Genomic DNA, 24,364 nt, shown 5'->3' with positions numbered 1-24,364 from the left:
GCGCTAAATAAGTGGCGCCATTGCTAAACACCCTGTGAAATACAGCGATTGTGCAAGCTATTAATGACTGCAGTTAAACGCACAGCGCGCCCCTAATAAGGGGCGCGCTGTGCGTTTGGTGATACGGCTAGTTTACTTGATACTACTAGTTAGCCAGTGCCGCATTTCACTTATTAGCAGTCGCCAATACGCTCGCCTTCAATCACAGTCTGCATGGTTAGCTCACCCATGGGCGACTGCGTAAAAATATCAACGGTGCCTTCAATCTGCTCGCCCATAAAGCGCATTTCACCATCGATAGTGGCTTCGCCACCTTCAGCACGGCACACCATGCTGTAGGCGAGGCCGTCGGCATTTATATCCTGATTAAGCAGCTCGCAGCCCGCCTCTTCTTCGATAAACCCAAACTCAGCGCTGTCTAACTCATCTTGAGTAATGCACTGGCGCTCGGTTTCGGTTTGATCCGGAATCTGCATTTCGCCACTCATCGTGGTCACGCTGACGAACTCCCACTCGCCAGGCGTTACGTTAGGTGTTTCTGCCAGGGCGACCATCGGGAAAGCCAAAAAGGCTGCTACTGCCATGTTACGTATCATCATCGTTATACTCACTGCGTTGCTTTAGAAAATCTTTATTATCCTACCTGATTCGGCACAGCGATGCCCGCGCAAGAGAAGCACTGCTACACTCAGGCCTTAAAGTATCTGCTTAAGAGAAGCCGCTATGCAAGACGATGCCTTAGTGAATCACACCTTTGACTGCCCCTACTGCGACACAACGCTTACTTTCATCATCGACACCTCTCAAGGGAGCCACGACACGTGGGAGGACTGCCACCAGTGCTGTGCGCCCATTCAATTGCAGGTGATTATCTCGCCCATAACCGGTGAGCTTGAAGCCGTCGTCACCGGCCGTGACGACGACGTGCTATGAGCTATGAGACGGGCACTATGAACTAGGCGCTATCCGTCTGCTTTAAGAGCATTAGGCGTTTGGCCTCGTTGCGGCGCATAAAGTACCACGCCAATAGTGTTACCAATGAGACGGTCAATATAATCAGCGTAGCTAACGCGTTGATCTTCGGCGACACCCCCATACGCACCGATGAAAACACCACCATGGGTAGGGTATTTGCCCCTGGGCCAGAGACAAAACTGGCGATAACCAAGTCGTCTAACGACAGGGTAAACGCCAGTAGCCAACCGGCAGCCAGCGCAGGCGCAATGACCGGCAGTGTCACAAAGAAGAACGTTTTCACCGGCGGAGAGCCAAGGTCCATGGCCGCTTCTTCTATCGAGCGATCAACTTCGCGCAGACGTGCGGCGACCACCACCGCTACATAAGCACTACAGAAGGTAGTGTGAGCAATCCAGATAGTCGCCATACCGCGATCAGCGGGCCAGCCGATTAGCTGTGCCATCTGCACAAAAAGCAGCAGCAACGACAGCCCCGTAATAACTTCTGGCATGACCAGTGGTGCGGTCACCATGCTCGAAAGCGCTGTTTTACCCCGAAACTGACCATAGCGCGTCATTACAAACGCGGCGACAGTACCCAGACACACCGCCATGCTGGCCGCGAAGAAAGCGATTTTGAGACTGGTCCATACCGCTGCCAATATCTGTTTGTCGCGGAATAACTCCCCGTACCACTGAGTGGAAAACCCTGCCCACACGGTAACTAACCGCGAGGCATTAAAGGAGTAAACCACCAACACCACCATAGGCAGGTAGAGAAACAGCAGGCCCAGCACCAGCATCACAGTGGTAAAACTAGGACGACGGCGAGCGCTGATCATTTTTCAAGCTCCCGTGATTGGTAACGGTGAAACCACACGATAGGTATTAGCAACAGCAGTAGCATTACCATTGCCAGTGCGGAGGCGACCGGCCAGTCGCGGTTTAAGAAGAACTCTTCCCAAAGCACTTTACCGATCATCAGTGTATTAGGCCCACCCAGTAGCTCCGGGATGACGAACTCACCCACAGCAGGAATAAACACCAGCATAGAGCCTGCCAAAATCCCTCCCATAGAGAGCGGTAGCGTGACCGTTATAAAGGTATTGAGCTTGCGCGACCCAAGATCAGATGCCGCTTCTAATAGAGAATTGTCCAATCGTGTTAGGTGGGCATAAAGCGGCAGCACCATAAACGGTAGGTAGGCATAGACAATTCCAACAATGACCGCAAACTGGGTATTCATCATCCGTAGCGGTGAGTCAATCAACCCGACCCCCATTAGGAAGTTATTGATTAGCCCGCTATTGCTCAAAATCCCCATCCAGGCATACACCCGAATCAAAAACGATGTCCAGGAGGGCAGCATAACCAGCAGCAGCAAGATAAGCTGCCATCGCCCCGGCGCCCGTGCCATGGCGTAAGCCATTGGGTAGCCAATCAATAAACAAACCGTGGTGGAAATAAACGCGGTTTTAATCGAGCCCCAGTACGCGGCAAGGTACAAAGAGTCCGAGAGTAAGAAAAGGTAGTTCCCCATGTTGAGAAACACATGCAGCGTTTGGTCAGCGTACTCTACCAGCGGCCCATAGGGCGGAATGGCGATGACTGACTCAGACAAGCTGATTTTAAGCACCAACGCAAACGGCAACAAAAAAAACAGCGTCAGCCACACCAGGGGAAGCGCAATCACCCCCCGGCGGCCTAGCTGCAGGCGCTTCATAAAACCAGTCACACGAGATGGCATCATTTAAGGCGATCTCCTAAGGGCCAACAGGGCATTAGCGATTCAGCACGATAGCGCTATGGTCTTCCCAATAGACGTAGACGCTATCCTCCCAAGTTGGACGGTCGCCTCGACGCTCGGTATTGGCCATGCTGACTTTTATCCGCTGCCCCGATGCGGTGCGCACGTAGTAGAGCGAGTAGCCGCCTAGATAAGCGATATCGTCTACCGTCCCCTCTTCCCAGTTGTGCGCCGTGGCGGGCTTTTCACGGGTTAGCCAGATTTTTTCTGGGCGAAGCGCGGCCCACACCCGGCGATCTACCGCTTGAGTGGTAATGCCGTGGTCAATATAGAGCGGCCGAGAGAGAGCAGGCGAGCTAATACGGCAGTGGTCGGCAGCATCTTCGACGATCTCTCCTTCAAACAAATTTACGGTGCCAACAAACTCCGCCACCATGCGGCTGGCTGGGCTCTCGTAAATGTCCACCGGTGAGCCCACCTGCTCAATCCAGCCATCGGCCATAATGGCCACGCGGTCCGCCATGGTCATGGCTTCTTCTTGATCGTGGGTCACCATGATGCAGGTCACCCCAACTTGCTCAATAATTTCGACCACTTCCAGCTGCATTTCGGTACGTAGCTTTTTATCCAACGCCCCCATGGGCTCATCGAGCAACAACAGTTTGGGCCGCTTAGCCAGCGACCTTGCCAATGCCACACGCTGGCGCTGGCCGCCGGACAGCTGGTGCGGCTTACGCTTGGCAAACCGCTCCATGTGCACCAGCTTAAGCATTTGGGCCACACGTGCCTCAATGTCTGCTTTGGAGAGCTTGTCTTGCTTCAGCCCAAAGGCAATGTTTTGCGCCACGGTCATATGAGGGAACAGCGCATAGGACTGGAACATCATATTGATCGGGCGTTTATGGGGCGGCATATCGGTAATATTTTCACCGCTCAATAAGATTTTGCCTTCACTGGGCGTTTCAAAGCCTGCCAGCATGCGTAGCAGCGTTGATTTACCCGACCCCGACCCACCCAGCAGCGCAAAAATCTCGCCACGCTTTACCGTAAGGTTAACGTCATCCACCGCTAAAGCATCGTCAAAACGCTTACTGAGTCGCTTTACCTCCAGCACGATATCCTCGGCAAACCGCGGGGTTTTTCCCTGGGGCCGCGAAGCCGACGAGGTTTCCAATGGTGAAGAGGACGACGCGCTCGACAGGGGCGTAGTGACCATTCGCCACTCCCATCAAAAGGCCCGACAAACCGGGCGTTAAAAAGACAAACAGCGAGCCAGGCACACGACCTAGCTCGCCATCAGACGGTGGATAAATTAACGGCCGGACTTAACGCGGTTCCAGATACGCGTGCGGGCACGCTGAACTTCCTGGGGTTTTTCTACCGCGACATAAAGGTTCTGCAAAACGTCCGTTTCAGGATATACAGCAGGATCGTTCAACAGCTCTTCAGAGACAAACTCGTTAGCCGCTGCGTTCGGGTTAGCATAGCGCACGTATTCGCTAATTTCGGCGGCAATTTCAGGCTCAAGAATAAAGTTAATAAAGGCATGGGCATTTTCAGTATTAGGCGCATCTGCCGGTATCGCCATCATATCAAACCACAATGCCGCCCCTTCTTTGGGAATGCTGTAGCCAATCGTAAAATCACGGCCCGCTTCTTCGGCACGGTCAGCTGCCTGAAAAATATCGCCGGAATAGCCCGCTGCCACACAAATATCGCCATTAGCTAAGTCAGACACATAGCGCGAGGAGTGGAAGTAGGTGATGTTGCCACGAATAGCCGCAATCAACTCGCCGGCGGCTTCTAAATCTTCAATGTTTTCACTTAGGGGGCTAAGACCTAGGTAGGCCATAGCGGGTGACAACATTTCATCACCAGAGTCGAGCATGGCTAATCCACAGCCCGCATCGTTGAGCTGGGTCGTAATTTCAGGGTCAAACAGCAGCGCCCAACTATCCAGGGGAGCATCGTCACCTAGTATCTCAGTGACGCGATCGACGTTATAGCCAAGACCGTTGGTTCCCCACATGTAAGGCACTGAGTATTCGCTACCCTGGTCAATGGCTTCTAAATTGCTCATCAAATCAGGGTCTAGGTTGCCTAAATTGGGCAACAGGTCATGATCGAGCGGCTGGTAAACGCCAGCTCTCAATTGGCGAGTGAAGTAGTGGGTTGACGGAACGACGACATCGTATCCTGAGCGCCCTGATAGCAATGCAGCATCAAGAATTTCATTACTGTCATAAACATCATAAGTGACACTAATACCGGTGCGCTCGGTAAATTTCTCCAGCGTTTCTGGTGCAATATAGTCTGACCAGTTATACACCCGTACTTCATCAGCATGGGCAGCAGTGGCCGCTACGGCAAAAGAGATGGCCGCAACGGCCCCGGAAAGTTTGTGGATGTTCCTCATGTCACTCCTCCTCGTCAAAACAATTATCGCAAACATTCAATGGTCAGTTACGCGCGTCAGCCCCTACGTCACCACCCGCAATAGCTTAGGCGATTCTGCAAACCGTGCGAATTTTGCGGTGCAGTGCGGACAACCGCAAGTCAATGTGAAAAATTCTTGTCTTATGCCATCAGTGCCCCCATCTCACAGTCTGTGTCGCAAGCAAACACGTCACTATACAAGCTCACTATCAATAAGATTGTTTTTTTCAATTTTAGCTATTAGTAGTAGAGCGTTACCATATGGGACAGATTTTCCCCCTACCAATCACTTAACACGGAGATTATTTAAATGTCTTTGATCAACACTGAAGTAAAACCGTTTAAAGCGACTGCCTATTTGAACGGTGAGTTTGTTGACGTTACCGAAGCAGACCTTAAAGGCCAGTGGTCAGTATTTTTCTTCTACCCCGCTGACTTCACGTTCGTTTGCCCCACTGAGCTTGGCGACCTGGCCGACAACTACGCAGAATTCAAGAAGCTGGGCGTTGAAATTTACAGCGTTTCAACCGATACCCACTTCACTCACAAAGCGTGGCACGACAGCTCTGAGACTATCGGCAAGCTGCAGTACCCAATGATTGCTGACCCGACGCTGCGCATTTCGCGCAACTTTGAAGTCCTCATCGAGGAAGCCGGTCTTGCTGAGCGCGGCACCTTCGTTGTTGACCCAGACGGCAAAATTCAGATCGTTGAAATTAACGCTGGCAACATCGGCCGTAATGCCGAAGAGCTACTGCGTAAAGTGAAAGCCGCTCAATACGTTCGCGCTAACCCGAACGAAGTTTGCCCGGCAAAATGGAAAGAAGGCGAAGAGACGCTAGCGCCCTCTCTGGATCTAGTAGGCAAAATCTAACTCGCCCTCAGCTGCCAGCCTAGGTTTGTCAGCGCTAAGCTGCCAAACCATGGTGGCCCTATAGACAGTATGACACCCGGGCATAGTTCCGGGTGTTTTTCTTCAAGCACCATTTTTACGCAACTATCGTTTTCCCTTACGCCATTATTTGCGCTGAATGTTTTTAGTGAGCGGCGTTTAAGGTCGAGAACATTGACAAGCAGATCGCGAGGAAACCACTGTCATGCTGGACGCTAATTTAAAAAACCAGTTGAAAGCTTATCTGGAAAAAGTGACTCAACCGTTCGAGATCGTTGCGTCCCTCGATGACGGTGCCAAGTCACAAGAACTGCTGGGCCTGCTGGAAGATATCAGCAGCCTCACCGATAAAATTACTCTGCACAGCGATGGCCAAGATAGCCGCAAGCCATCCTTTGCTATTAATCGCCCCGGTGAAGAGACCGGCGTGGTATTTGCAGGTATCCCCATGGGCCACGAGTTCACCTCGCTGGTACTGGCGCTGCTGCAAGTCGGTGGCCACCCACCGAAAACCTCTCAAGAACTGCTGGATCAAATCAAGAACCTCGACGGCGACATGCTGTTCGAGACTTACTACTCGCTTTCGTGCCAGAACTGCCCTGATGTCGTTCAAGCGCTCAACTTAATGGCGATCTTTAACCCGAACGTGCGTCACGTCGCCATTGATGGCGCGCTGTTCCAGGATGAAGTAGAAGCGCGGGAAATTATGTCGGTGCCCAGCATCTACTTAAACGGCAAGCCTTTTGACCAGGGTCGCATGACACTTGAGCAAATCTTAGCCAAAGTAGACACTGGCGCTGCCGAGCGTGAAGCGAAAAAGCTTAGCGAAAAAGCCGCCTTTGATACGCTAGTGATTGGTGGTGGCCCCGCCGGTGCATCAGCAGCCATTTACTCTGCCCGCAAAGGCATTAACACCGGTGTTGCTGCAGAGCGCTTTGGTGGCCAAGTGGCCGACACTATGGGCATTGAGAACTTTATTTCAGTTTCCCATACCGAAGGCCCAAAGCTAGTTAGCGCATTGGAAGAGCACGTCAAAGAGTACGAGGTTGACGTAATGAACCTTCAGCGCGCTACGTCATTCAAGGCTGCTGAAGCGGAAGGCGGTTTGCATGAAGTCACCCTGGAGTCCGGCGCGAAGCTAAAGAGCAAAACACTCGTGCTAGCCACTGGCGCACGCTGGCGTGAAATGAATGTTCCCGGTGAGCAGCAGTACCGTAACAAAGGCGTGGCTTATTGCCCCCATTGCGATGGCCCACTGTTCAAAGGCAAGCGCGTTGCCGTTATTGGTGGCGGCAACTCTGGTGTAGAAGCGGCCATTGACCTTGCGGGCATCGTGGGTCACGTAACGCTGGTAGAGTTCATGGGTGAAATGCGCGCAGATGCCGTGCTGCAGAGAAAACTCAAGAGCCTGCCCAACGTCGATATTATTTTGAACGCGCAAACCACCGAAGTAACCGGCGATGGCAGCCGCGTTAACGGCCTAACCTATAAAGACCGTACTACCGATGACATCAAAACCATCGCGTTAGAGGGTATTTTTGTTCAGATTGGCTTGGTACCTAATACCGAGTGGCTGAAAGGCTCACCGATTGAGATGACGCCCCGCGGAGAGATTATTGTCGATGCCCATGGCATGACCTCGGTACCCGGTGTGTTTGCTGCAGGGGATGTCACCACCGTGCCCTATAAACAGATCATTATTGCCATGGGCGAAGGCGCAAAAGCCTCGCTAGGCGCCTTTGATTATCTGATTCGCAATTAACTAGCCAAAGGGCGGGTTACCGCCCTTTGGGATCGTTCTTTTGACGTATAAGACCGTGACGTCACGCCCGCTACTTAGCGGGCTTTTTTTACTCTCTTTTCCCACATACCTGACAGGCGGGATCTCGGAGCACCTGGAAGTGGCGCCATTGTCCACTCATACCCTCAAAGGTCGAAAGCCCTTGGTGGGGCTTTCCAGCACCGCTTAACAGTTTGAAGGCTTCCACCGCTTGAAAACAGCCAATTAAACCAACGAGCGGTGCCATCACCCCGCTTTCAGCACAGCTAAGAGCTTCATCATCGCTATCGCTATCATCAGGGGGATAAAGGCAGGCGTAACAGGGGGCATCTGAGTTTCGGGGGTCAAATACCGCCAGCTGCCCGGAAAAGCGTATCGCCGCGCCAGAAACAAGCGGCACGCCCGCCTGCTGTGTGGCGGTATTAATCGCGTAGCGGCTTGAAAAACGGTCGGTGCAATCAAGCACAACATCTGCCGAATCCACTAACGTCTGTAACTGCTCGCCTGCTGCGTGCTGCTCCACAGCCACTACCTGGCACTCAGGGTTCAGCGCTTCCATGCTGGCTTTCGCTGAGCATGCTTTATTAACGCCAATGCTTGCCTGCTGATGGGCGATTTGCCGCTGCAGATTAGAAAGCTCAACAACATCTGCATCGGCAATGGTTATACGCCCAACGCCCGCGGCCGCTAAGTAGAGTGCTGCCGGCGAGCCCAACCCACCTGCACCTATAATCAGCGCGTGGGCGCCTCGCAGGCGCTCCTGCCCGTCGATATCAACCTCGGGCAGCATGATTTGGCGGCTATAGCGCAGCAGCGCCTGATCGTCCATCATCGGCTTACTTATCCTCAAATTCCTCGAAGTCGGGTATGTGCAGGCTGAAGCTCTCTTTCACCTCTTCCATGACCACGTAGCTTTTCGACTCTTTTACCCCGGGCAAGGTGAGTACCACATCGCCGAGTAACTGGCGGTAGGCCGCCATCTCAGGAATCCGGCACTTCAAAATATAATCAAACTGACCAGAGACTAAGTGGCACTCTTGTATCTGCGGGAGCGTTTCCACCGCGCGGCGGAACTCATCAAATACTGCAGGCGACTGGGTTTCCAGGCTGATTTCTACAAACACCAGCAGGTTAGCTTTTAAGGCTCGTGGGTCGAGAATCGCTTGGTAGCCGCGAATGATACCGGCTCGCTCAAGGCGCTTGACGCGCTCTAAGCAAGGGGTTGTGGATAAGCCAACTTCTGAGGCAAGGTCCACGTAGGAAATACGCGCATTCTCCTGCAGACATCGCAAAATTTTAAGATCGATACGGTCCAGCGTTCTATTTTTAGGTTTCATGGCAGGATCCATTACTGATGAATCAGGCAGTTTTAAAGGTGCCCTAGGGTAACCCGTTCATGACCGCCAACGTCTCGCACACTTTCAACGTTCTGATAGCCGGCCAGTACAAGCGCTTCGCGCACCTGACCAGCCTGAGAATAGCCATGCTCTAGTGCCAGCCACCCTCCGGCGGAGAGATGCGCACTGGCGGTATTGGCTAAATGAATTAAATCAGCCATACCATTGGCCTCAGCGACTAATGCAGAACGCGGCTCAAAGCGCACATCACCTTGGCATAAGTGGGGGTCGTCAGCCGCAATATAGGGCGGGTTACTAACAATGATATTGAATTTATTAGCGTATTCAGGCGCCGAAAAAGCGCTGAACCAGTCACTTTGTACAAACTGTGCATTGGCAATCGCCAGCACCTGGGCGTTGCGAGCCGCAAGGCGAACTGCTTCCAGGCGAATATCCGCGCCCATCACATGCCAGCCAGGTTTTTCACTGGCAAAGGCCAGCGCAATAGCGCCGGTGCCGGTGCCTAGATCAAGCAGCCAACCGGCTTTTGCCTGCCCACGACCCAGCACCGCTTCTACCAGTGTTTCCGTATCAGGCCGGGGGATAAGCGTATCAGCCGACGTGGCCAATCGCAGGCCCCAAAACTCACGTTCACCGGTTAAATAGGCCACTGGTTGCCCCTGAACGCGAGCAGCAACTAGAGCATCAAACCGCGCATGTTCCCAGGTAGGACATTCACGGTCGCCCCAGGTATAAAGCCAAGTGCGGTTATACCCCGTTGCATGGCTAAGCAGCACTTCCGCATCTATTCGCGCTGAGGGCGAACCCGCGGCTTGCAGACGCGGCACTGCAAGCCGCAGTAGAGCATCGTAGGTCATGACAGACAACGCACCCATTAGGCTTCCTGAAGGGCGGAAAGCTGCTCTGCTTGATACTCGTGGATCAGCGGCTCAATGACTTCATCTAGCTGCTCACCGCTAACAACTTCCGTTAGCTTATAGAGCGTTAGATTGATGCGGTGGTCAGTAATGCGACCTTGGGGGAAGTTGTACGTACGAATACGTTCGCTGCGGTCCCCAGAGCCTACTAGCGAGCGGCGGGCATCAGCCTGCTCTTGTCGCTGGGAGTCCACCGCGTTGCGCTTGAGCTTAGCAGCCAGTAGCGACATCGCTTTGGCTCGGTTTTTATGCTGGCTACGCTCTTCCTGGCACTCCACCACTACGCCGGAGGGCAGGTGGGTAATACGAATAGCAGAATCGGTGGTGTTAACGTGCTGGCCGCCCGCACCGCTTGAGCGGTAGGTGTCCACACGTAAATCAGAAGGATTAATATCAATATCGCCCACGTCGTCTACTTCTGGCATTACCGCTACCGTGCAGGCCGAGGTGTGAATGCGCCCTTGGGACTCAGTCGCTGGTACCCGCTGAACCCGGTGGGCACCTGATTCAAACTTCAAGCGGGCATAAACGCCGTCACCTTTCACCCGGGAAATAACCTCTTTATAGCCGCCCTGCTCGCCGTGGCTGGCACTAATCACTTCAACGCGCCAGCCACGCTTCTCGGCATAGCGGGAGTACATACGAAACAGGTCACCGGCAAAGATCGCGGCTTCATCGCCACCAGTGCCCGCGCGCACTTCTAGAAACACGCCACGGCCGTCGTCAGGGTCTTTAGGCACCAGCAAGCGCTTAAGCTCAACGTCCAGGTTTCCAAGCTGCTCGCGCCCGTCGCTGATCTCCATTTCTGCTAGTTCACGCATTTCTGGGTCGCTGTCGCGGCTGAGTTGTTCAGCCTCTTCAATACTGACCTCAACCTCACGATAACGCTGCCAAGTGGCAACCAGCTCCTCCAGCTCGGCGTATTCACGGGAGTAGTCACGGAAACGCTGCTGGTTGTTAATCACCTCAGGATCAGACAACAGCATTGCCAGCTCTTCAAAGCGTTCGGTAAAGCTATCTAAGCGTTGGCGCAAAGTCTCTTTCATGCGGGTGTATCATCCTTCTGGCGTTTTACCGGGCGTGCGGGCTGCTCAAACGCAGGTTTAGCGGGAAGCAGTAACTGCGGCATGGCATTCAGCAATTCGTGGTTTTCTTGGGAGGCCGCTTCTCGCAGCGCAAGCGTCGGGTGGTGCATCAAACGATTGGCTAATTGATGCGCCATTCGCTCAATCACTTTAGCGGGGTCTTCCCCACGCGCTAAACGCTCAAGCGCTTGCTCTCGAGAGTGGTCGCGTATCGCTTCACCGTGACGACGGTAGTCGCGAATCAACTCACCGCCTTTGCGAATACGGCGCTCGTGAAGCCAATTACCGACACCGTGCTCAATTAGCGATTCAGCCTGGTCAGCGGCCACTTGGCGATGGCGCCGATTCTCTTGAATAACCTCTTCCAGATCGTCAACGGTGTAGAGGAAAACATCGGCAAGCTCGCCTACCTGCGGCTCAATGTCTCTAGGCACCGCAATATCCACCATGAACACAGGACGGTGGCGGCGTTTTTTCAGCGCCCGCTCCACCATCCCCTTGCCTAAGATTGGCAGCGGAGAGGCCGTCGAAGAGATGACGATATCGGCATACTCTAGCGCATCAGGAATCTCAGACAGCGTGATGGCAGTGCCCCCAAGCGGTGACGACACCTGTTCAGCCCGCTCTCGAGTACGGTTTGCCACCGTGAGCTGACGCACACCGGCTTCATGGAGGTGGCGCGCTACCAGCTCGATGGTTTCCCCTGCACCAATCAGCAGCGCACGAGCTCGGCTAAAGTCATCAAAAATTCGGCTGGCCATACTCACCGCGGCATAGGCGATTGAGACGGGGTTTTTACCAATACCGGTTTCTGTGCGCACCTGTTTAGCCACCGCGAAGGTATGCTGAAACAGACGCTCCAACTCGCCGCCTAAGCCTTTGGCCTGGCGCGCTTGTTGGTAGGCATCTTTTAATTGCCCAAGAATTTGCGGCTCGCCCAGCACCATAGAGTCCAGGCCAACGGCGACGCGCATCAAATGGCGTGCCGCATCGCTGTCTAGATAATGGTAGGCACAACGGGAGAGGTCTTCGACGCGCAAATTATGGAAGCGTCCAAGCCAATCCAGCACAACCTGCTCACCGGCAGCATCCGTCACGCAGTAAAGCTCGGTACGGTTACAGGTCGAGAGCACGGCTGCTTCGTTGATTTGTGGCAGGCTACGCAATTCAGCCAACGCACTTTCCAGCTGCGTCGGCGTAAAGGCCACCTGCTCACGCACAGCCACACTGGCAGTACGATGATTTATTCCCAGGGCAAGAAGCGTCATGCGATATGCGTCTTCGCTAGTAGATCGGTCGTCACGTCACTCGTCTATGTGTCTGGCTTGCTAAAGCAAGTCTATCGGGCGCCGCCGTTAAGAAATTGCGCTGACGCTGCTCTTTTTCAAGGTGAGATATCCTACCACAGCAGAGCATGATCTGGCCCACACCACTTTGCCGCAGGCAGCCAAGCCGCTATGCTGAGCACTCGGCCACTTGATCGAGAGACGCATGCCCCTTCGCGCACCACTATCGGGTTTATCCCTACTGCCATTGGCCACCACGCTATTCTTAATGAGCGGCTGCCAATCTTCAGCCTCTTTCACCGAGGGCGGCTTACCTACCCATACAAGCGACCCCATGCAGTCGGCGCCGCCGATTACCCGCGGCCTTGATGCGGCCGGGCTTCGTACGTTGCTGACAGCTGAGCTTGCAGGCCAACGGGGTGATTACCGCTCCGCTAGCCAAGGCTATTTGGAAGCTGCTCAACGCTATAGCGTACCGGCACTTGCTGAACGCGCCACCTTTGCTGCCCGGTTTGGCAACGATATCGCGTTAACTGAGGCATCTGCCCTGCGCTGGCGTGAGCTAGCCCCAAACGCAGAAGCCCCTAATCGCCTGCTCTCGGCGCTCTCTTTACAGCGCGGCGATTGGTACGACAGCCTAGAACAGCGCCTGGCGATTACCCAAGCAGGTGGCAATGGCGAAATAGCCGCCTTTGCTGAAATAGCGGTAGCCGAAGAAGCTCCTCTAAATCTGCTTATTCAGCCACTACGTGCGCACCTTGCCCAACCCAACGCTGACCAGCTTGAGTTTCATAGCGATGTATTACTCGGCACCGCTCTTATGGAAGCTGCCCTTGGCGATACACATCAAGCACAGCAGCGCCTTGACCAAGTTGCCCAGCGAGAACCCACCTCTGCCCAGCTATGGCTTGCCAAGGCACGCCTTGCCTTGGAAACCGGCAATCACCAAACAGCGCAGCGAGCGGCCCAAGCGGGGCTTGAACTCGCACCTGATGATGTCCGCTTTGTGCTAATGCTGGCTCAGGCGGAAATTCGCCTAAACAACATTGCCGCTGCCGAAGTACAAACTAATACTCTGCTGGAAAACCACGGCGGCAATCAGGATCTGCGCATTGCGCTGGCTCAGCTGTATCTGGAAGAGGGTCACAGCGAACCTGCTTACCGGCTACTCCAGCCGCTAATTGGCCAAGACACCGTTCCCAACATTGCCTACTACCTGCTCGGCGCCATTGCCCAATCCCAGGGTGAGGTTGATGATGCCCTGCTTTACTACCGCCAGGTACACGATGGCGATGAGTTTCTGCCCGCCCGTGCGACCGCGGCGCGTATGTTGATTGAAGACGACCGTTTGCTAGACGCACGCGCCCTTCTGCGCATTGAAAGGATGCGTCACGATGACTATTTCGGCGACCTAGTCATGCTTGAAGTACAGCTATTAGACGAGCTAGGTTTGCAAGAAGATGCCACCACATTGCTAAACCGGGAACTCACCCGCACCCCCGACGACACCACGCTGCTCTATTTACGGGCAATGCGCTTTTGGGAGCTGGGCGACGTTGACGCTATGGAACAGGATTTGCGCCAGATTTTGCGCACTGAGCCCAATGACGCAATGGCGCTTAATGCGCTGGGCTACACCCTCGCGGACCTCAACGTACCAGGACGCCTGGAAGAAGCTCGCGAACTCATAGAGCGCGCCTACGAAGTTGACCCGGAAAACCCTGCAATACTCGATAGCATGGGCTGGGTCTACTTTCGGCTTGGCCAACCTGAAGATGCGCTTGCCTGGCTAGAAAGTGCCTATACTCAAATGCCCGATCAAGAGATCGCCGCACACCTCGCCGAAGTTCTGCATGCGCTCGGGCGCAGCGATGAGGCGCGCCGTATCATTAGGCAAATACGCCAGCGCACTACTCAGCACCCACAAATCGATGAGCTACTGGAGCGTCATCCTGAACTAACGCCAACAGATACGCCCTAACGCTTGTCTTTAATTGCAGTGACTCACCGCACCTATTAACTGCCCCTATATTACGCAGTACTGACATGGAGTTTGTTTATGTTGACCCCACGCCCCGCCGCTTCACGCTTACCCACACCCTATCTTTTTAAGGCAAAACGTAGCGCTCGCCTGTGGGTAACCAGCATTGCCCTGCTGGCACTTGCTGGCTGTGCCAGCCAGGCACCGGTTGACGAGAGCGGCCGTCAAGCAGGTCAGTGGGAACGTCAGCAGGCCGACGTTGAAGCCTTCGACACTTGGACAATGGCAGGCAAAGCGGGACTAAGAACCCCCGACGAAAGCACCAGCGCTAATTTAGACTGGAATCAGCACCCCCACTATTTCCGCATGCTGATTAGCGGGCCATTTGGCGGCGGCCGAAGCGTACTGGAAGGTCGCGAAGGACGTTTTTCACTTACCACCAGCGACGGCCGCTTTGAGGCAGAGACACCCGAAGCCTTAATGGAAGAGCAGTTAGGCTGGTCGCTGCCGGTAAGCGCCATGCCCGACTGGGTACGTGGCCTACCCGGCGACCACGCCAGCTACCAAATGGAAACCGATGAGCTTGGCTACCCCAACTTCCTCCAGCAAGATGGCTGGGAAATTGATTACCGCGACTGGGAGCAAGTAGAAGGCATGTGGCTACCCCGCCGATTGGTCATGAACTATGGGGATGTGCGCATTACCTTGGTGGTCAACCAGTGGCGCCCTACAAATAGTTAATTGATGAATTGATTGAGACCTTGAATGCCTGCCTCAACCTCTTTAACGCTTCCCGCACCAGGGAAGCTTAACCGGATGCTGCACATTGTGGGCCGTCGACAAGACGGCTACCACGAGCTGCAAACCATTTTTCAGTTTATTGATCTGTGCGACCAGCTACACTTCACCCCGCGTCAAGACAGTAAGATTGAAATGGCTAACCATGTGATGGGCGTTGCCCACGATGACAACCTAATCGTCCGCGCGGCACGGCTGCTTCAAAAGGCAAGCGGCACCCACTACGGTGCCACCATGACCATTGATAAGCGCCTGCCCATGGGCGGCGGCTTAGGCGGCGGCAGCTCAAATGCGGCAACCGTACTCCTGGGACTTAACCACTTATGGCAGCTTGGCCTCACCAACACTGAGCTAGCCACGCTCGGGCTTACCCTGGGTGCCGATGTTCCGGTTTTTATTCATGGCCACAGCGCGTGGGCAGAAGGTGTGGGTGAAAAACTAACCACCGTCACCCTGGACACTCCCTGGTTTGTGGTCATCCACCCCCATGTCAGCGTCGCTACCGGTGCGGTCTTCCAAGACCCAGAATTGACACGCGACAGCCACCCCATTACTATGGCGCGCGCATTGCAGGGGGGAGCGCCGGAGTGGCGTAACGACTGTGAAGCCATCGTCAAAAAACGCTACCCGCCCATTGCGGAAGCGCTTGATTGGCTCACACAGTATGCACCTAGCCAGCTGACCGGTACCGGCGCCTGCTTGTTTGCGGCCTTTGATTCACAGCAAGCCGCACAAGCTGTCGTCGCTGAGCTGACCGGGCAACACTGGCACGCATGGGTAGCACGCGGGCTCAACACCTCTCCCCTACAAGATGCTCTGGGCTGCTGAAAGCGCCCGGTCATCGCATTAGGTTTATTGCTGGGGTATCGCCAAGTGGTAAGGCACCGGTTTTTGGTATCGGCATTCCCAGGTTCGAATCCTGGTACCCCAGCCAACCTGATTATGATCTGCGTTTTCTCCCCTGATCCCCAACACTGCAAAGGTGGCTGCGCGTGTCAAAATTGATGGTTTTCACCGGGAATGCCAATCCCGAACTCGCTCAAAAGATTGCCGAGAGCTTGGACAGCCGTATGGGCAATGCCACGGTTGGTCAATTTAGCGACGGCGAAATCGCGGTCGAGATCAATGAGAACGTGCGCGGTAAGGATGTATTCATCCTTCAATCCACCTGTGCACCTACGAATGACAACCTGATGGAACTGATTCTGATGGTCGATGCCCTGCGTCGCGCCTCAGCCGCTCGTATTACCGCGGTAGTTCCCTACTTTGGCTATGCTCGCCAGGATCGTCGTGTACGCTCCGCCCGCGTTCCCATCTCAGCAAAAGTCGTTGCTGATATGATGGTGAAGGGGGGCGTTGATCGCGTTATGACCATGGACCTGCATGCTGACCAAATCCAAGGTTTCTTCGATGTGCCGGTTGATAACGTCTACGGCTCGCCTATTTTGCTTGACGACATCGAGCGCCAAAACTACAGCGATCTCGTTGTTGTTTCCCCCGATGTTGGCGGCGTTGTGCGTGCCCGCGCCATTGCCAAACAGCTAAACGCTGACTTGGCCATTATTGATAAGCGTCGTCCACAGGCTAACCAAGCCCAGGTCATGCATATCATCGGTGAAATCGAAGGCCGCACCTGCGTGGTCGTTGATGACATGATCGATACCGCTGGCACGCTGTGCAAAGCGGGTGAAGCGTTAAAAGACCATGGCGCTGCGCGCGTTGTGGCCTATGCGACGCACCCGATTTTGTCTGGCCCTGCGGTCGACAATATTACCAACTCTGTACTGGACGAAGTCGTCGTGACCGACACTATTCCACTCTCTGACTACGCACGTCGGAGTGGAAAAATTCGTCAGTTGAGCGTTGCTGGCCTGATTGCGGAAGCGATTCGCCGGGTGAGCAACGAAGAATCTGTCAGCGCGATGTTCCATTAATCGCCTGGCAACATAGCCCCCACCTCGGGGGCCCTGGAAGCGTCGTCGCCTGGTCGCGGTCGGCGGCGCTTCCTTACTTAAACTAAGAGGCAATTCCATGTCTGATTTTATCCTGAAAGCCAGCGTTCGTAACGACCTGGGGAAAGGTGCGAGCCGCCGCCTGCGTCGTGCGAACCAACTCGTACCGGCCGTTGTATACGGCGGCGAGAAAGGCGCTCAATCAATCTCTGTAGAAAAAACTGCTTTCTACAAAGCCATTGAAGATGAGTCCTTCTTCTCCTCAGTAATCAAACTGGTTGTTGATGGTACCGAAGAGCAAGTGGTTGTACGTGACCTGCAGCGTCACCCCTTCAAACCGCTTCTGACCCACGCTGACTTCATGCGTGTTGACGCCACTCACGAAATCACCATCAACGTGCCGCTGCACGTGGTGAACGAAGAGAAGTGTGTAGGCATCAAAGACCAAGGCGGCGAACTACACGTCCTGGCTAACGAAGTTGCTATCAGCTGCTTGCCGAAAGACCTTCCGGACTTCCTGGAAGTTGACATCAGCAAAGTTGAACTCGGTACTACTCTGCACCTGTCTGACCTGACCCTGCCGGCCGGTGTGACGTCTGTCGACCTGTCCCACGGTGAAGAGCACGACAACGCTGTTCTGAGCATCACCAAAGTGAAAGTACGTGGCGGCGATGACGAAGAAAGCGAAGGCGAAGAAGAGTCCAGCGCTGAGTAAGCTCTGGTTAATTAACGCTGCTTTGCTGGGTGCTACTTAGCGACCCACCAAGCAGCGTTGAGCTTGGGCTGCCCTTATGGCCCAAGGATGTTAAAATCAAGCGCTTAGGCGCTTGATTTTTTTTGCGGCCTGCCAGCCGTGGCAGCTGCTTTTAGAGCTGCCGCTGACACGATGTCAAAATTTCTCCCAGACGTTTTTGGAGGTGGGAAAATGAGCCAGGTAACGGCCATTATCGGGCTGGGCAACCCCGGCGCAGAGTATGATGCCACGCGCCACAACGCTGGTTTTTGGCTAGTAGACGCCATTGCACGCAGCGCCCATACGGAGCTTCGCCCTGAGAAAAAATTCTTAGGCCTCTATGCCAAAGCACGTATTGGCGACCAAGACGTGCACCTACTCAACCCCTCCACTTTTATGAATCGTAGCGGTGCTGCTGTCGCGGCCCTCACTCAGTTTTTTAAACTGACCCCTGAGAACCTGCTGGTCGCTCACGACGAATTAGACCTGCCGCCAGGGCAAGCACGTTACAAAACCGGCGGCGGGCACGGCGGGCACAACGGCCTGCGAGACATCATTAGCGCACTCGGCAATCAAAGTACATTTCACCGGGTTCGCGTGGGTATCGGCCACCCCGGCGAAGCGCGCCAAGTCACTAACTATGTGCTTGGGCGCCCAGGCAAAGCAGACCAGGAAGCCATTGAGCACGCCCTGGGTGAGTGCCAAGCCACCCTACCTTTTGTGTTAAAAGGCGAATGGGCCAAAGCCATGAACCGCCTACATAGCGTAAAATAAGGGCAAACGCTTAACAGTACGCGCTTTTAGCACTCTCTTTTTTCAATTACGGCACGCGCCTCGTAAATGGCGCTGCCCTAGCGGCCAGGAAGTTATTTATGGGCTTTAACTGCGGCATCGTCGGCCTACCTAATGTAGGTAAATCCACGCTTTTCAATGCGCTGACAAAATCCGGCATTGATGCGGAAAATTTCCCGTTCTGCACCATCGAACCCAACGTGGGTATCGTGCCGATGCCTGATCCACGCCTGGACAAACTGGCGGCGATCGTTAAACCACAGAAAATCCTGCCAACCACAATGGAGTTTGTGGATATTGCTGGCTTAGTGGCTGGCGCCTCCAAAGGTGAAGGCTTAGGCAACAAGTTCCTGGCTAACATCCGCGAAACTCAGGCGATCGCCCACGTGGTGCGCTGCTTTGATAACGATAACGTTATCCACGTCGCCAACCAGGTAGACCCTCGGGCAGATATCGAAACCATTAATATTGAGCTAGCGCTTGCCGACTTAGATACCGTCGAAAAGGCCAGCCAGCGCCTGCTTCGCTCGGTTAAGGGCGGCGATAAAGACGCCACCGCCACCAAAGCGATACTCGATAAAATCCAGCCCCACCTCGCAGAAGGGCAGCCGTTGCGTAGCTTTGAGCTAACCGACGATGAAAAGCACCAGGTGAAGAGCTTTGGTTTCTTGACGCTTAAACCCACCATGTACATTGCTAACGTCAATGAAGATGGCTTTGAAGACAATCCTTACCTGGACATCGTCAAAGAGATCGCCGCCGAAGAAGGCGCCGTAGTGGTGCCGGTGTGTAACCAGCTTGAGGCAGAAATTGCCGAGCTTGAGGACGAAGAGCGCAGCATGTTTTTGGCCGAAATGGGCATGGAAGAGCCGGGGCTGGATCGCGTAATTCGTGCCGGCTACGCTCTGCTTGGCCTGCAAACTTACTTTACTGCCGGAGTAAAAGAAGTTCGCGCCTGGACAGTGAAGCAAGGTGCCAGCGCACCAGAAGCAGCAGGCGTGATTCACACCGACTTCCAGAAAGGCTTTATTCGAGCCGAAGTGATCGCCTATGACGACTACGTTACTCTTGGTGGCGAGCAAGGCGCCAAAGATGCCGGCAAATGGCGTCTGGAAGGCAAAGAGTACATTGTTAAAGATGGCGACGTTATCCACTTCCGCTTTAATGTCTAGAAGTAACCACAGAAGTTCTTGACGGGCGGCAATACAGTGAGTATCATTCGCCCCCGTTGAATGGCTACGTAGCTCAGCTGGTTAGAGCACATCACTCATAATGATGGGGTCCCCTGTTCAAATCAGGGCGTAGCCACCAACCCCTCGCAAATACAGACTGCGAACATACAGACACAGAAAAGCCCGCTGACATGTCAGCGGGCTTTTTCGTTAGAGCTAGGCTCAGCTCAGCGCAACTCAGGACGGTCTAAAAACGCCGTTAACGCTCGGGTTAGGTACTCAACGTCTTTCGTACCCGCTGTTTCACGAATCGAGTGCATCGCCCATTGGGGTAGCCCCACATCAATGGTCGGCACCCCCACTTCTGTCGCGGTAATTGGCCCAATAGTGCTACCACACCCCATGTCTGCCCGGGTCACAAACGACTGCACCGGCACCTCTGCTTTACGGCACACGTCGCGGAACAGTGCGCCGGTGACGCTATTCGTTGCATAGCGCTGGCTGCTATTTACTTTGATAACCGGGCCACCATTGATTGCCGGGCCGTGTCGCTCGTCGTGCTTATCCTGGAAGTTAGGGTGCAGCGCATGGGCGTTGTCGCACGAAATCATCAAAGACGCTTGAATCAGCTGTATCAGCGACTCCTCTGAACCGCCCCCCACTTGGGCATTTAAGCGCTTTAATACATCCCCTAAAAATGGCCCCTGGGCGCCACAGGCGCTCGCACTGCCCACTTCTTCATGATCATTTGCGACCAGCAACGCACCTTGGCTTGCATCACAATCAAGCAGCGCCTCTAGCCCTACAAAGCACGACAACAGATTATCCAAGCGAGCACTCGCCACTAGCTCCTGGCGCAACCCTATCAATGACGGGGGCTGAACATCGTAAAAACTCAGTTCAAAATCCACCACTTCAACCGCACGCAAGCCATGCTGCTGCTCCAGCCACTCCCCCAGCAGGTCGCTGAGATTAGCCGTGTCGCTCTGCATCAACACCGGCGACATTTGCGTTTGTGGGTTAATCGCGCGGCCTGCATTCACATCGCGATCTAAATGTATCGCCAAGCTAGGGATCATCGCGATAGGACGGTCGACATTTAAGAGCACACTTTCCAGCCGCCCATCTGCATGACGCACATGAACGCGCCCCGCCAAGCCCAGATCTCTGTCAAACCAAGGGGTTAACAGCACGCCGCCATACACTTGCACCCCCAGCTGTAGCCAGCCAGCAGCATACTGCGTGGCATTTGGTTTTAAGTGCAGCCCGGGGCTGTCGGTATGAGCACCCAGCATACGCAGGCTGGTTAACTTGCCTGCAGGCAGTTGAAAAGCGATAACCGAGGAGTCGTTACGCGTTACGTAGTAGCGTTTTCCCGGTGCAAGCTGCCAATTCGCTGCTTCATCCAAGCGCTGAAAGCCCGCCTGCTCCAAACGCTGCGCCATACTACGCGTCGCGTGCCATGGCGTAGGCGACTGGTGCAGAAAATCACATAGTCGCGTTAAACGTTCTGCGTTGAAAGCTTCGGACATGGAAATCCTCATAACAGTAATGATTGAGTCTCACAGGCTAAATGACCTGCTACAATGCTCCCTCGGCCTACGCAACTCATAGGCTATCTGCGGGTCTAGGGAAGAATGAGTTTACACAAATCCGGGAGAGCTTGACTGATGAGCTTGTTTGCAACGCTTTCACGCTCGGTCGCATTTGCCGTCATGCTGGTTATCACCAGCCCGGCAGCACTGGCGCAACTCGCGCCGACCGACGAACAACGCCAAGCGGCCGTAGAAATTGCGGACTCGCTTCGCTACGGCCACTATGCTGATATTACCTTCGACGAGCAGTGGTCTCAGGAAGCTTTCCAGCGCTATCTAGATATTTTAGATGGTCAGCGTTCATATCTTCTAAGCCGCGATATTGAACCCTTCCGTCACCTGGAAACCAGCATGGTGGAGGTACTTTTCGACGGTAACCTAGACGACGCATTTGAACTTTACAACCGCCTGAGTGATCGCCATGTAGCGCGCCTTGAGTGGCTTTTAGCGCGCCTTGATGCTGGCCTCTCTTTCGAGTTCGACAGCGACGAGCGCCTGGAAGTAGACCGCGAAGATGCGCCTTGGGCTAACCGCGAGAGTGAACTGGATGAGCTGTGGCGCAAACGGCTTAAAAACGATGCGCTCACCCTGGCCTTGACCGACCAAGACGATGAGCAAATTGAAGCCAACCTGCGCCAGCGTTACGAAGGGCAGCTTACACGACTGCGCCAAACAGAGGCTGAAGACGTATTCGGCTTATTGATGGCTTCTGTTGCAAGCACCATCGATCCTCACACAGGCTACCTCTCGCCCCGCCAAGGAGAGTCGTTCGATATTCAAATGAGCCTTTCCCTTGAAGGCATTGGCGCACTGCTGCAAGCCGACGGCGAATACGTCAAAGTATCTAGCCTGGTTCCTGGCGGCCCTGCTGATCGCGCCGGCGTACTAGAGCCTGCCGACCGCATTATTGCAGTGGGCCAGAAAGAGGGCGAGATGGTCAATGTGGTGGGCATGCGCCTGGATAACGTCGTAGACCTGATTCGCGGCCCCAAAGGCTCAGTTGTGCGCCTTGATGTTGTGCCCGCCCAAGCAGTGGATATGACCCGTTCGCAAATTATCGAAATTACCCGTGACACGGTAAGCCTGGAAGATCAGGCCGCCAAGAGCGAAATTGTCGAAGTCAATCGAGATGGCAAACCTCACCGCATTGGCATTATCAATATCCCCACTTTCTATGTGGATTTTGATGCCTGGCAGGCCGGTGAAGAGGAGTACCGCAGCACCACGCGAGATGTTGCCCGCGAAGTTGAGAAACTCAAGCAGGAAGGCGTAGAAGGCATTGTACTCGACCTGCGTAACAACGGCGGTGGCGCCCTCCAGGAAGCTAACTCACTGATTGGCCTGTTTATCGACCGCGGTCCCACGGTGCAAGTACGCGACGCCCAGGGGCGCATTCAGCTCTATGGCGACACCGAAGCAGGCACACTATACGACGGCCCGCTAACCGTTCTGGTCAATCGTCTTTCCGCCTCTGCCTCTGAAATTTTTGCCGGTGCTATTCAAGACTATGGCCGTGGCATCGTGGTAGGCACCCCTACGTTTGGTAAAGGCACTGTACAAACCTTAAACGACTTAAGCCACGGCCAGATCAAGCTGACCCGCGCTAAGTTTTACCGCATTTCTGGCGACAGCACGCAAAACCGCGGTGTCGTTCCGGACATCACCTTCCCCAGCTTGATCGACCCCGAGCGCATTGGTGAAAGCAGCTTGGATAACGCTCTAGCCTGGGACACGGTACAAAATGTCCAGTACCGCCGCTACGGCTCTCCTGAGGACGTGCTCGCCACGCTGCTTTCCCAGCATGAAGTACGGGCCGAAGAAAACCCCAACTTCCGCTACCTTGAGCACCAGTCTACGCTTTCCCGTCAGCTACGCGAGCAGCATACCAGCGTGAGCCTGAACCGCGAACAGCGCCAGCGCGAGCTGGAAGCCCGGGAGGCCGAGCAACTCTCTCTTGAGAACCAACGCCGCCGCGCCCTGGGCTTACCTGAACTGGAAGAGTGGATGGACGCACGGGGTGATGGTGCTGAGTCAGGCAGCCCAGACGAGGACGATAACAACGACGATATGCCCGTTGATCGCGCCCACGCCCTAGAAGCTGCCGAGATTTTACTCGACTACGCTCACCTGAAAGCTATCCAACGGATGGCCAAGCGCTAAACGCACCCTGCCTACATGCTAGGCAGGCGCACTACCCAACGAAAACGCCAGCCCGCTTATTCAATCGCAGGCTGGCGTTTTTTGTGTGCTTATTTTTTATGCGCGCACTGGCTTACGCCACACGAGTGTTTACAAGGAAAGTGTCGACCGAAAGTTCCCTAAAACGCTTAACTAGCAGAGGGCTGCTCGACGCGCAGGCCGGTCACCCATCTTAGCAAGCCGCTGGCTAAGCTCACTGACCCGCAAGGCACTACCATCACTACCGGCCTGGATAATGGCTTGCGCCCACACAGGCAGCTGTGACGCCAAGCGGTAATACACCCACTGCCCTTCTCGCTGGTCGCTAAGCAAGCCACATTGACGCAGCTGAGCCAAATGACGCGACACCTTTGGCTGTGACTCGTCCAGTGCATAGGTCATCTCACAGACGCACAACGACTGCTCTTTGGCGATCAGCAATACCAGCATTAGCCGTGTCTCATCGCTTAAACACTTAAACACCTGCAACGCTTCCAGGCTCGCTACTTTGCCCACAACACTCTTCCTAACCAGTGAATGATGCACATAGTTTACGCTAGTGACTGCTCCCCACCCTACGTCGCTACGCAACCACGGGTGAGGCTTCCCACGTCTTAGGCCGCAGCCGGTGCGTGACCGGTCTTACACAGGCCTCGATGGGCAGAGACGGACAGCCCTTCCGCCTTTAATTTTAAAATGCCTTGCT

At 54.5% G+C, this 24,364-nt stretch carries 23 protein-coding genes and 2 tRNA genes; 13 read left to right on the top strand and 12 right to left on the bottom strand.

The window, feature by feature from the left end; genetic code table 11:
* Nucleotides 1-173: 173 nt before the first annotated feature.
* Nucleotides 174-599, bottom strand: coding sequence for a DUF3617 domain-containing protein (locus tag MOY_RS13495; RefSeq protein WP_050949579.1), 426 nt, complete (start codon nucleotides 597-599; stop codon nucleotides 174-176).
* Nucleotides 600-723: 124 nt separating this feature from the next.
* On the opposite strand from MOY_RS13495, the gene MOY_RS13490 reads away from it, so the two are divergent.
* Nucleotides 724-933, top strand: coding sequence for a CPXCG motif-containing cysteine-rich protein (locus MOY_RS13490; protein ID WP_009100717.1), 210 nt, complete (start codon nucleotides 724-726; stop codon nucleotides 931-933).
* Between the two features lie 22 nt (nucleotides 934-955).
* Here the strand turns inward: MOY_RS13490 and MOY_RS13485 are convergent, their stop codons facing one another.
* From MOY_RS13485 to MOY_RS13470, 4 genes are all read right to left on the bottom strand, one after another.
* Nucleotides 956-1,798, bottom strand: a complete 843-nt coding sequence (locus MOY_RS13485; protein ID WP_009100714.1) for an ABC transporter permease subunit — start codon at nucleotides 1,796-1,798, stop codon at nucleotides 956-958.
* A complete protein-coding gene (locus tag MOY_RS13480; RefSeq protein WP_009100713.1) occupies nucleotides 1,795-2,706 on the bottom strand; it encodes an ABC transporter permease subunit in 912 nt (303 codons plus the stop codon). The genes MOY_RS13485 and MOY_RS13480 overlap by 4 nt, the downstream gene beginning before the upstream one ends.
* A 31-nt stretch (nucleotides 2,707-2,737) precedes the next feature.
* A complete protein-coding gene (locus MOY_RS13475; RefSeq protein ID WP_009100712.1) occupies nucleotides 2,738-3,919 on the bottom strand; it encodes an ABC transporter ATP-binding protein in 1,182 nt (393 codons plus the stop codon).
* Nucleotides 3,920-4,015: 96 nt separating this feature from the next.
* The gene (locus MOY_RS13470; protein WP_009100711.1) at nucleotides 4,016-5,119 is read right to left on the bottom strand and encodes a polyamine ABC transporter substrate-binding protein; all 1,104 of its coding nucleotides are present in this window, start codon (nucleotides 5,117-5,119) and stop codon (nucleotides 4,016-4,018) included.
* Between the two features lie 336 nt (nucleotides 5,120-5,455).
* Here MOY_RS13470 and ahpC point away from each other — a divergent pair, with 336 nt between their 5' ends.
* Entirely contained in the window at nucleotides 5,456-6,013 is a 558-nt protein-coding gene (ahpC, locus tag MOY_RS13465) for an alkyl hydroperoxide reductase subunit C (RefSeq protein WP_443134865.1), read from the top strand.
* Nucleotides 6,014-6,236: 223 nt separating this feature from the next.
* Nucleotides 6,237-7,793, top strand: coding sequence for an alkyl hydroperoxide reductase subunit F (ahpF, locus tag MOY_RS13460; protein ID WP_009100709.1), 1,557 nt, complete (start codon nucleotides 6,237-6,239; stop codon nucleotides 7,791-7,793).
* An 88-nt stretch (nucleotides 7,794-7,881) separates the two neighbouring features.
* Here the strand turns inward: ahpF and MOY_RS13455 are convergent, their stop codons facing one another.
* The 5 genes from MOY_RS13455 to hemA are packed head-to-tail and all read right to left on the bottom strand — an operon-like array spanning nucleotide 7,882 to nucleotide 12,439.
* On the bottom strand, nucleotides 7,882-8,643 hold the full coding sequence (locus MOY_RS13455) for a HesA/MoeB/ThiF family protein (RefSeq protein ID WP_009100708.1): 762 nt from the start codon (nucleotides 8,641-8,643) through the stop codon (nucleotides 7,882-7,884).
* Nucleotides 8,644-8,647: 4 nt separating this feature from the next.
* A complete protein-coding gene (locus MOY_RS13450; RefSeq protein ID WP_009100707.1) occupies nucleotides 8,648-9,148 on the bottom strand; it encodes an Lrp/AsnC ligand binding domain-containing protein in 501 nt (166 codons plus the stop codon).
* A gap of 32 nt (nucleotides 9,149-9,180) precedes the next feature.
* Entirely contained in the window at nucleotides 9,181-10,026 is an 846-nt protein-coding gene (gene prmC / locus MOY_RS13445) for a peptide chain release factor N(5)-glutamine methyltransferase (RefSeq protein WP_035540774.1), read from the bottom strand.
* 17 nt (nucleotides 10,027-10,043) lie between these two features.
* A complete protein-coding gene (gene prfA / locus MOY_RS13440) occupies nucleotides 10,044-11,132 on the bottom strand; it encodes a peptide chain release factor 1 (RefSeq protein WP_009100705.1) in 1,089 nt (362 codons plus the stop codon).
* Nucleotides 11,129-12,439, bottom strand: coding sequence for a glutamyl-tRNA reductase (gene hemA / locus MOY_RS13435; protein ID WP_009100704.1), 1,311 nt, complete (start codon nucleotides 12,437-12,439; stop codon nucleotides 11,129-11,131). The genes prfA and hemA overlap by 4 nt, the downstream gene beginning before the upstream one ends.
* 223 nt (nucleotides 12,440-12,662) lie before the next feature.
* Here hemA and MOY_RS13430 point away from each other — a divergent pair, with 223 nt between their 5' ends.
* From MOY_RS13430 to MOY_RS13390, 9 genes are all read left to right on the top strand, one after another.
* Entirely contained in the window at nucleotides 12,663-14,438 is a 1,776-nt protein-coding gene (locus MOY_RS13430) for a tetratricopeptide repeat protein (protein ID WP_009100702.1), read from the top strand.
* A gap of 78 nt (nucleotides 14,439-14,516) precedes the next feature.
* Nucleotides 14,517-15,179, top strand: a complete 663-nt coding sequence (lolB, locus tag MOY_RS13425) for a lipoprotein insertase outer membrane protein LolB (protein ID WP_009100700.1) — start codon at nucleotides 14,517-14,519, stop codon at nucleotides 15,177-15,179.
* A 24-nt stretch (nucleotides 15,180-15,203) separates the two neighbouring features.
* Nucleotides 15,204-16,064, top strand: coding sequence for a 4-(cytidine 5'-diphospho)-2-C-methyl-D-erythritol kinase (gene ispE / locus MOY_RS13420; protein ID WP_009100698.1), 861 nt, complete (start codon nucleotides 15,204-15,206; stop codon nucleotides 16,062-16,064).
* Nucleotides 16,065-16,095: 31 nt separating this feature from the next.
* A tRNA-Gln gene (locus tag MOY_RS13415) sits at nucleotides 16,096-16,170 on the top strand.
* A gap of 58 nt (nucleotides 16,171-16,228) precedes the next feature.
* A complete protein-coding gene (locus tag MOY_RS13410) occupies nucleotides 16,229-17,170 on the top strand; it encodes a ribose-phosphate pyrophosphokinase (protein WP_009100696.1) in 942 nt (313 codons plus the stop codon).
* 97 nt (nucleotides 17,171-17,267) lie between these two features.
* A complete protein-coding gene (locus MOY_RS13405; RefSeq protein ID WP_009100693.1) occupies nucleotides 17,268-17,903 on the top strand; it encodes a 50S ribosomal protein L25/general stress protein Ctc in 636 nt (211 codons plus the stop codon).
* A 210-nt stretch (nucleotides 17,904-18,113) separates the two neighbouring features.
* Nucleotides 18,114-18,695 carry an aminoacyl-tRNA hydrolase gene (gene pth / locus MOY_RS13400; protein WP_009100691.1) on the top strand — a complete coding sequence of 194 codons (582 nt, stop codon included), beginning with the start codon at nucleotides 18,114-18,116 and terminating at the stop codon, nucleotides 18,693-18,695.
* 98 nt (nucleotides 18,696-18,793) lie between these two features.
* On the top strand, nucleotides 18,794-19,885 hold the full coding sequence (gene ychF, locus MOY_RS13395; RefSeq protein WP_009100689.1) for a redox-regulated ATPase YchF: 1,092 nt from the start codon (nucleotides 18,794-18,796) through the stop codon (nucleotides 19,883-19,885).
* A gap of 62 nt (nucleotides 19,886-19,947) precedes the next feature.
* Nucleotides 19,948-20,024: transfer RNA gene (locus tag MOY_RS13390), tRNA-Met, on the top strand.
* An 88-nt stretch (nucleotides 20,025-20,112) separates the two neighbouring features.
* Here MOY_RS13390 and MOY_RS13385 read toward each other — a convergent pair.
* Nucleotides 20,113-21,417 (bottom strand): M18 family aminopeptidase, encoded by a 1,305-nt coding sequence (locus MOY_RS13385; protein ID WP_009100687.1) that lies wholly within the window; start codon nucleotides 21,415-21,417, stop codon nucleotides 20,113-20,115.
* A gap of 138 nt (nucleotides 21,418-21,555) precedes the next feature.
* On the opposite strand from MOY_RS13385, the gene MOY_RS13380 reads away from it, so the two are divergent.
* Nucleotides 21,556-23,640 carry a carboxy terminal-processing peptidase gene (locus tag MOY_RS13380; RefSeq protein ID WP_009100685.1) on the top strand — a complete coding sequence of 695 codons (2,085 nt, stop codon included), beginning with the start codon at nucleotides 21,556-21,558 and terminating at the stop codon, nucleotides 23,638-23,640.
* A 171-nt stretch (nucleotides 23,641-23,811) separates the two neighbouring features.
* Here MOY_RS13380 and MOY_RS13375 read toward each other — a convergent pair whose 3' ends face one another.
* Nucleotides 23,812-24,174, bottom strand: a complete 363-nt coding sequence (locus MOY_RS13375; protein ID WP_009100683.1) for a metalloregulator ArsR/SmtB family transcription factor — start codon at nucleotides 24,172-24,174, stop codon at nucleotides 23,812-23,814.
* Between the last annotated feature and the right edge of the window lie 190 nt (nucleotides 24,175-24,364).

The organism is Halomonas sp. GFAJ-1, from assembly GCF_000236625.2.
GTDB lineage: Bacteria > Pseudomonadota > Gammaproteobacteria > Pseudomonadales > Halomonadaceae > Vreelandella.
Note: the sequence above shows the minus strand (reverse complement) of the source record. Positions and strands in the feature narration are given on the sequence as shown.

What these genes read in the sequence shown, in the direction of transcription:
- ispE (WP_009100698.1), top strand. Translation starts at nt 15,204, where the DNA reads ATGCCTGCCTCAACCTCTTTAACGCTTCCCGCACCAGGGAAGCTTAAC.
- pth (WP_009100691.1), top strand. Translation starts at nt 18,114, where the DNA reads ATGAGCCAGGTAACGGCCATTATCGGGCTGGGCAACCCCGGCGCAGAG.
- MOY_RS13485 (WP_009100714.1), bottom strand. Translation starts at nt 1,798, where the DNA reads ATGATCAGCGCTCGCCGTCGTCCTAGTTTTACCACTGTGATGCTGGTG.
- MOY_RS13475 (WP_009100712.1), bottom strand. Translation starts at nt 3,919, where the DNA reads ATGGTCACTACGCCCCTGTCGAGCGCGTCGTCCTCTTCACCATTGGAA.
- lolB (WP_009100700.1), top strand. Translation starts at nt 14,517, where the DNA reads ATGTTGACCCCACGCCCCGCCGCTTCACGCTTACCCACACCCTATCTT.
- MOY_RS13480 (WP_009100713.1), bottom strand. Translation starts at nt 2,706, where the DNA reads ATGATGCCATCTCGTGTGACTGGTTTTATGAAGCGCCTGCAGCTAGGC.
- MOY_RS13380 (WP_009100685.1), top strand. Translation starts at nt 21,556, where the DNA reads ATGAGCTTGTTTGCAACGCTTTCACGCTCGGTCGCATTTGCCGTCATG.
- prmC (WP_035540774.1), bottom strand. Translation starts at nt 10,026, where the DNA reads ATGACCTACGATGCTCTACTGCGGCTTGCAGTGCCGCGTCTGCAAGCC.
- MOY_RS13385 (WP_009100687.1), bottom strand. Translation starts at nt 21,417, where the DNA reads ATGTCCGAAGCTTTCAACGCAGAACGTTTAACGCGACTATGTGATTTT.
- MOY_RS13495 (WP_050949579.1), bottom strand. Translation starts at nt 599, where the DNA reads ATGATGATACGTAACATGGCAGTAGCAGCCTTTTTGGCTTTCCCGATG.
- hemA (WP_009100704.1), bottom strand. Translation starts at nt 12,439, where the DNA reads ATGACGCTTCTTGCCCTGGGAATAAATCATCGTACTGCCAGTGTGGCT.
- ahpF (WP_009100709.1), top strand. Translation starts at nt 6,237, where the DNA reads ATGCTGGACGCTAATTTAAAAAACCAGTTGAAAGCTTATCTGGAAAAA.
- MOY_RS13470 (WP_009100711.1), bottom strand. Translation starts at nt 5,119, where the DNA reads ATGAGGAACATCCACAAACTTTCCGGGGCCGTTGCGGCCATCTCTTTT.
- MOY_RS13455 (WP_009100708.1), bottom strand. Translation starts at nt 8,643, where the DNA reads ATGATGGACGATCAGGCGCTGCTGCGCTATAGCCGCCAAATCATGCTG.
- MOY_RS13405 (WP_009100693.1), top strand. Translation starts at nt 17,268, where the DNA reads ATGTCTGATTTTATCCTGAAAGCCAGCGTTCGTAACGACCTGGGGAAA.
- MOY_RS13430 (WP_009100702.1), top strand. Translation starts at nt 12,663, where the DNA reads ATGCCCCTTCGCGCACCACTATCGGGTTTATCCCTACTGCCATTGGCC.
- MOY_RS13490 (WP_009100717.1), top strand. Translation starts at nt 724, where the DNA reads ATGCAAGACGATGCCTTAGTGAATCACACCTTTGACTGCCCCTACTGC.
- ychF (WP_009100689.1), top strand. Translation starts at nt 18,794, where the DNA reads ATGGGCTTTAACTGCGGCATCGTCGGCCTACCTAATGTAGGTAAATCC.
- prfA (WP_009100705.1), bottom strand. Translation starts at nt 11,132, where the DNA reads ATGAAAGAGACTTTGCGCCAACGCTTAGATAGCTTTACCGAACGCTTT.
- MOY_RS13450 (WP_009100707.1), bottom strand. Translation starts at nt 9,148, where the DNA reads ATGAAACCTAAAAATAGAACGCTGGACCGTATCGATCTTAAAATTTTG.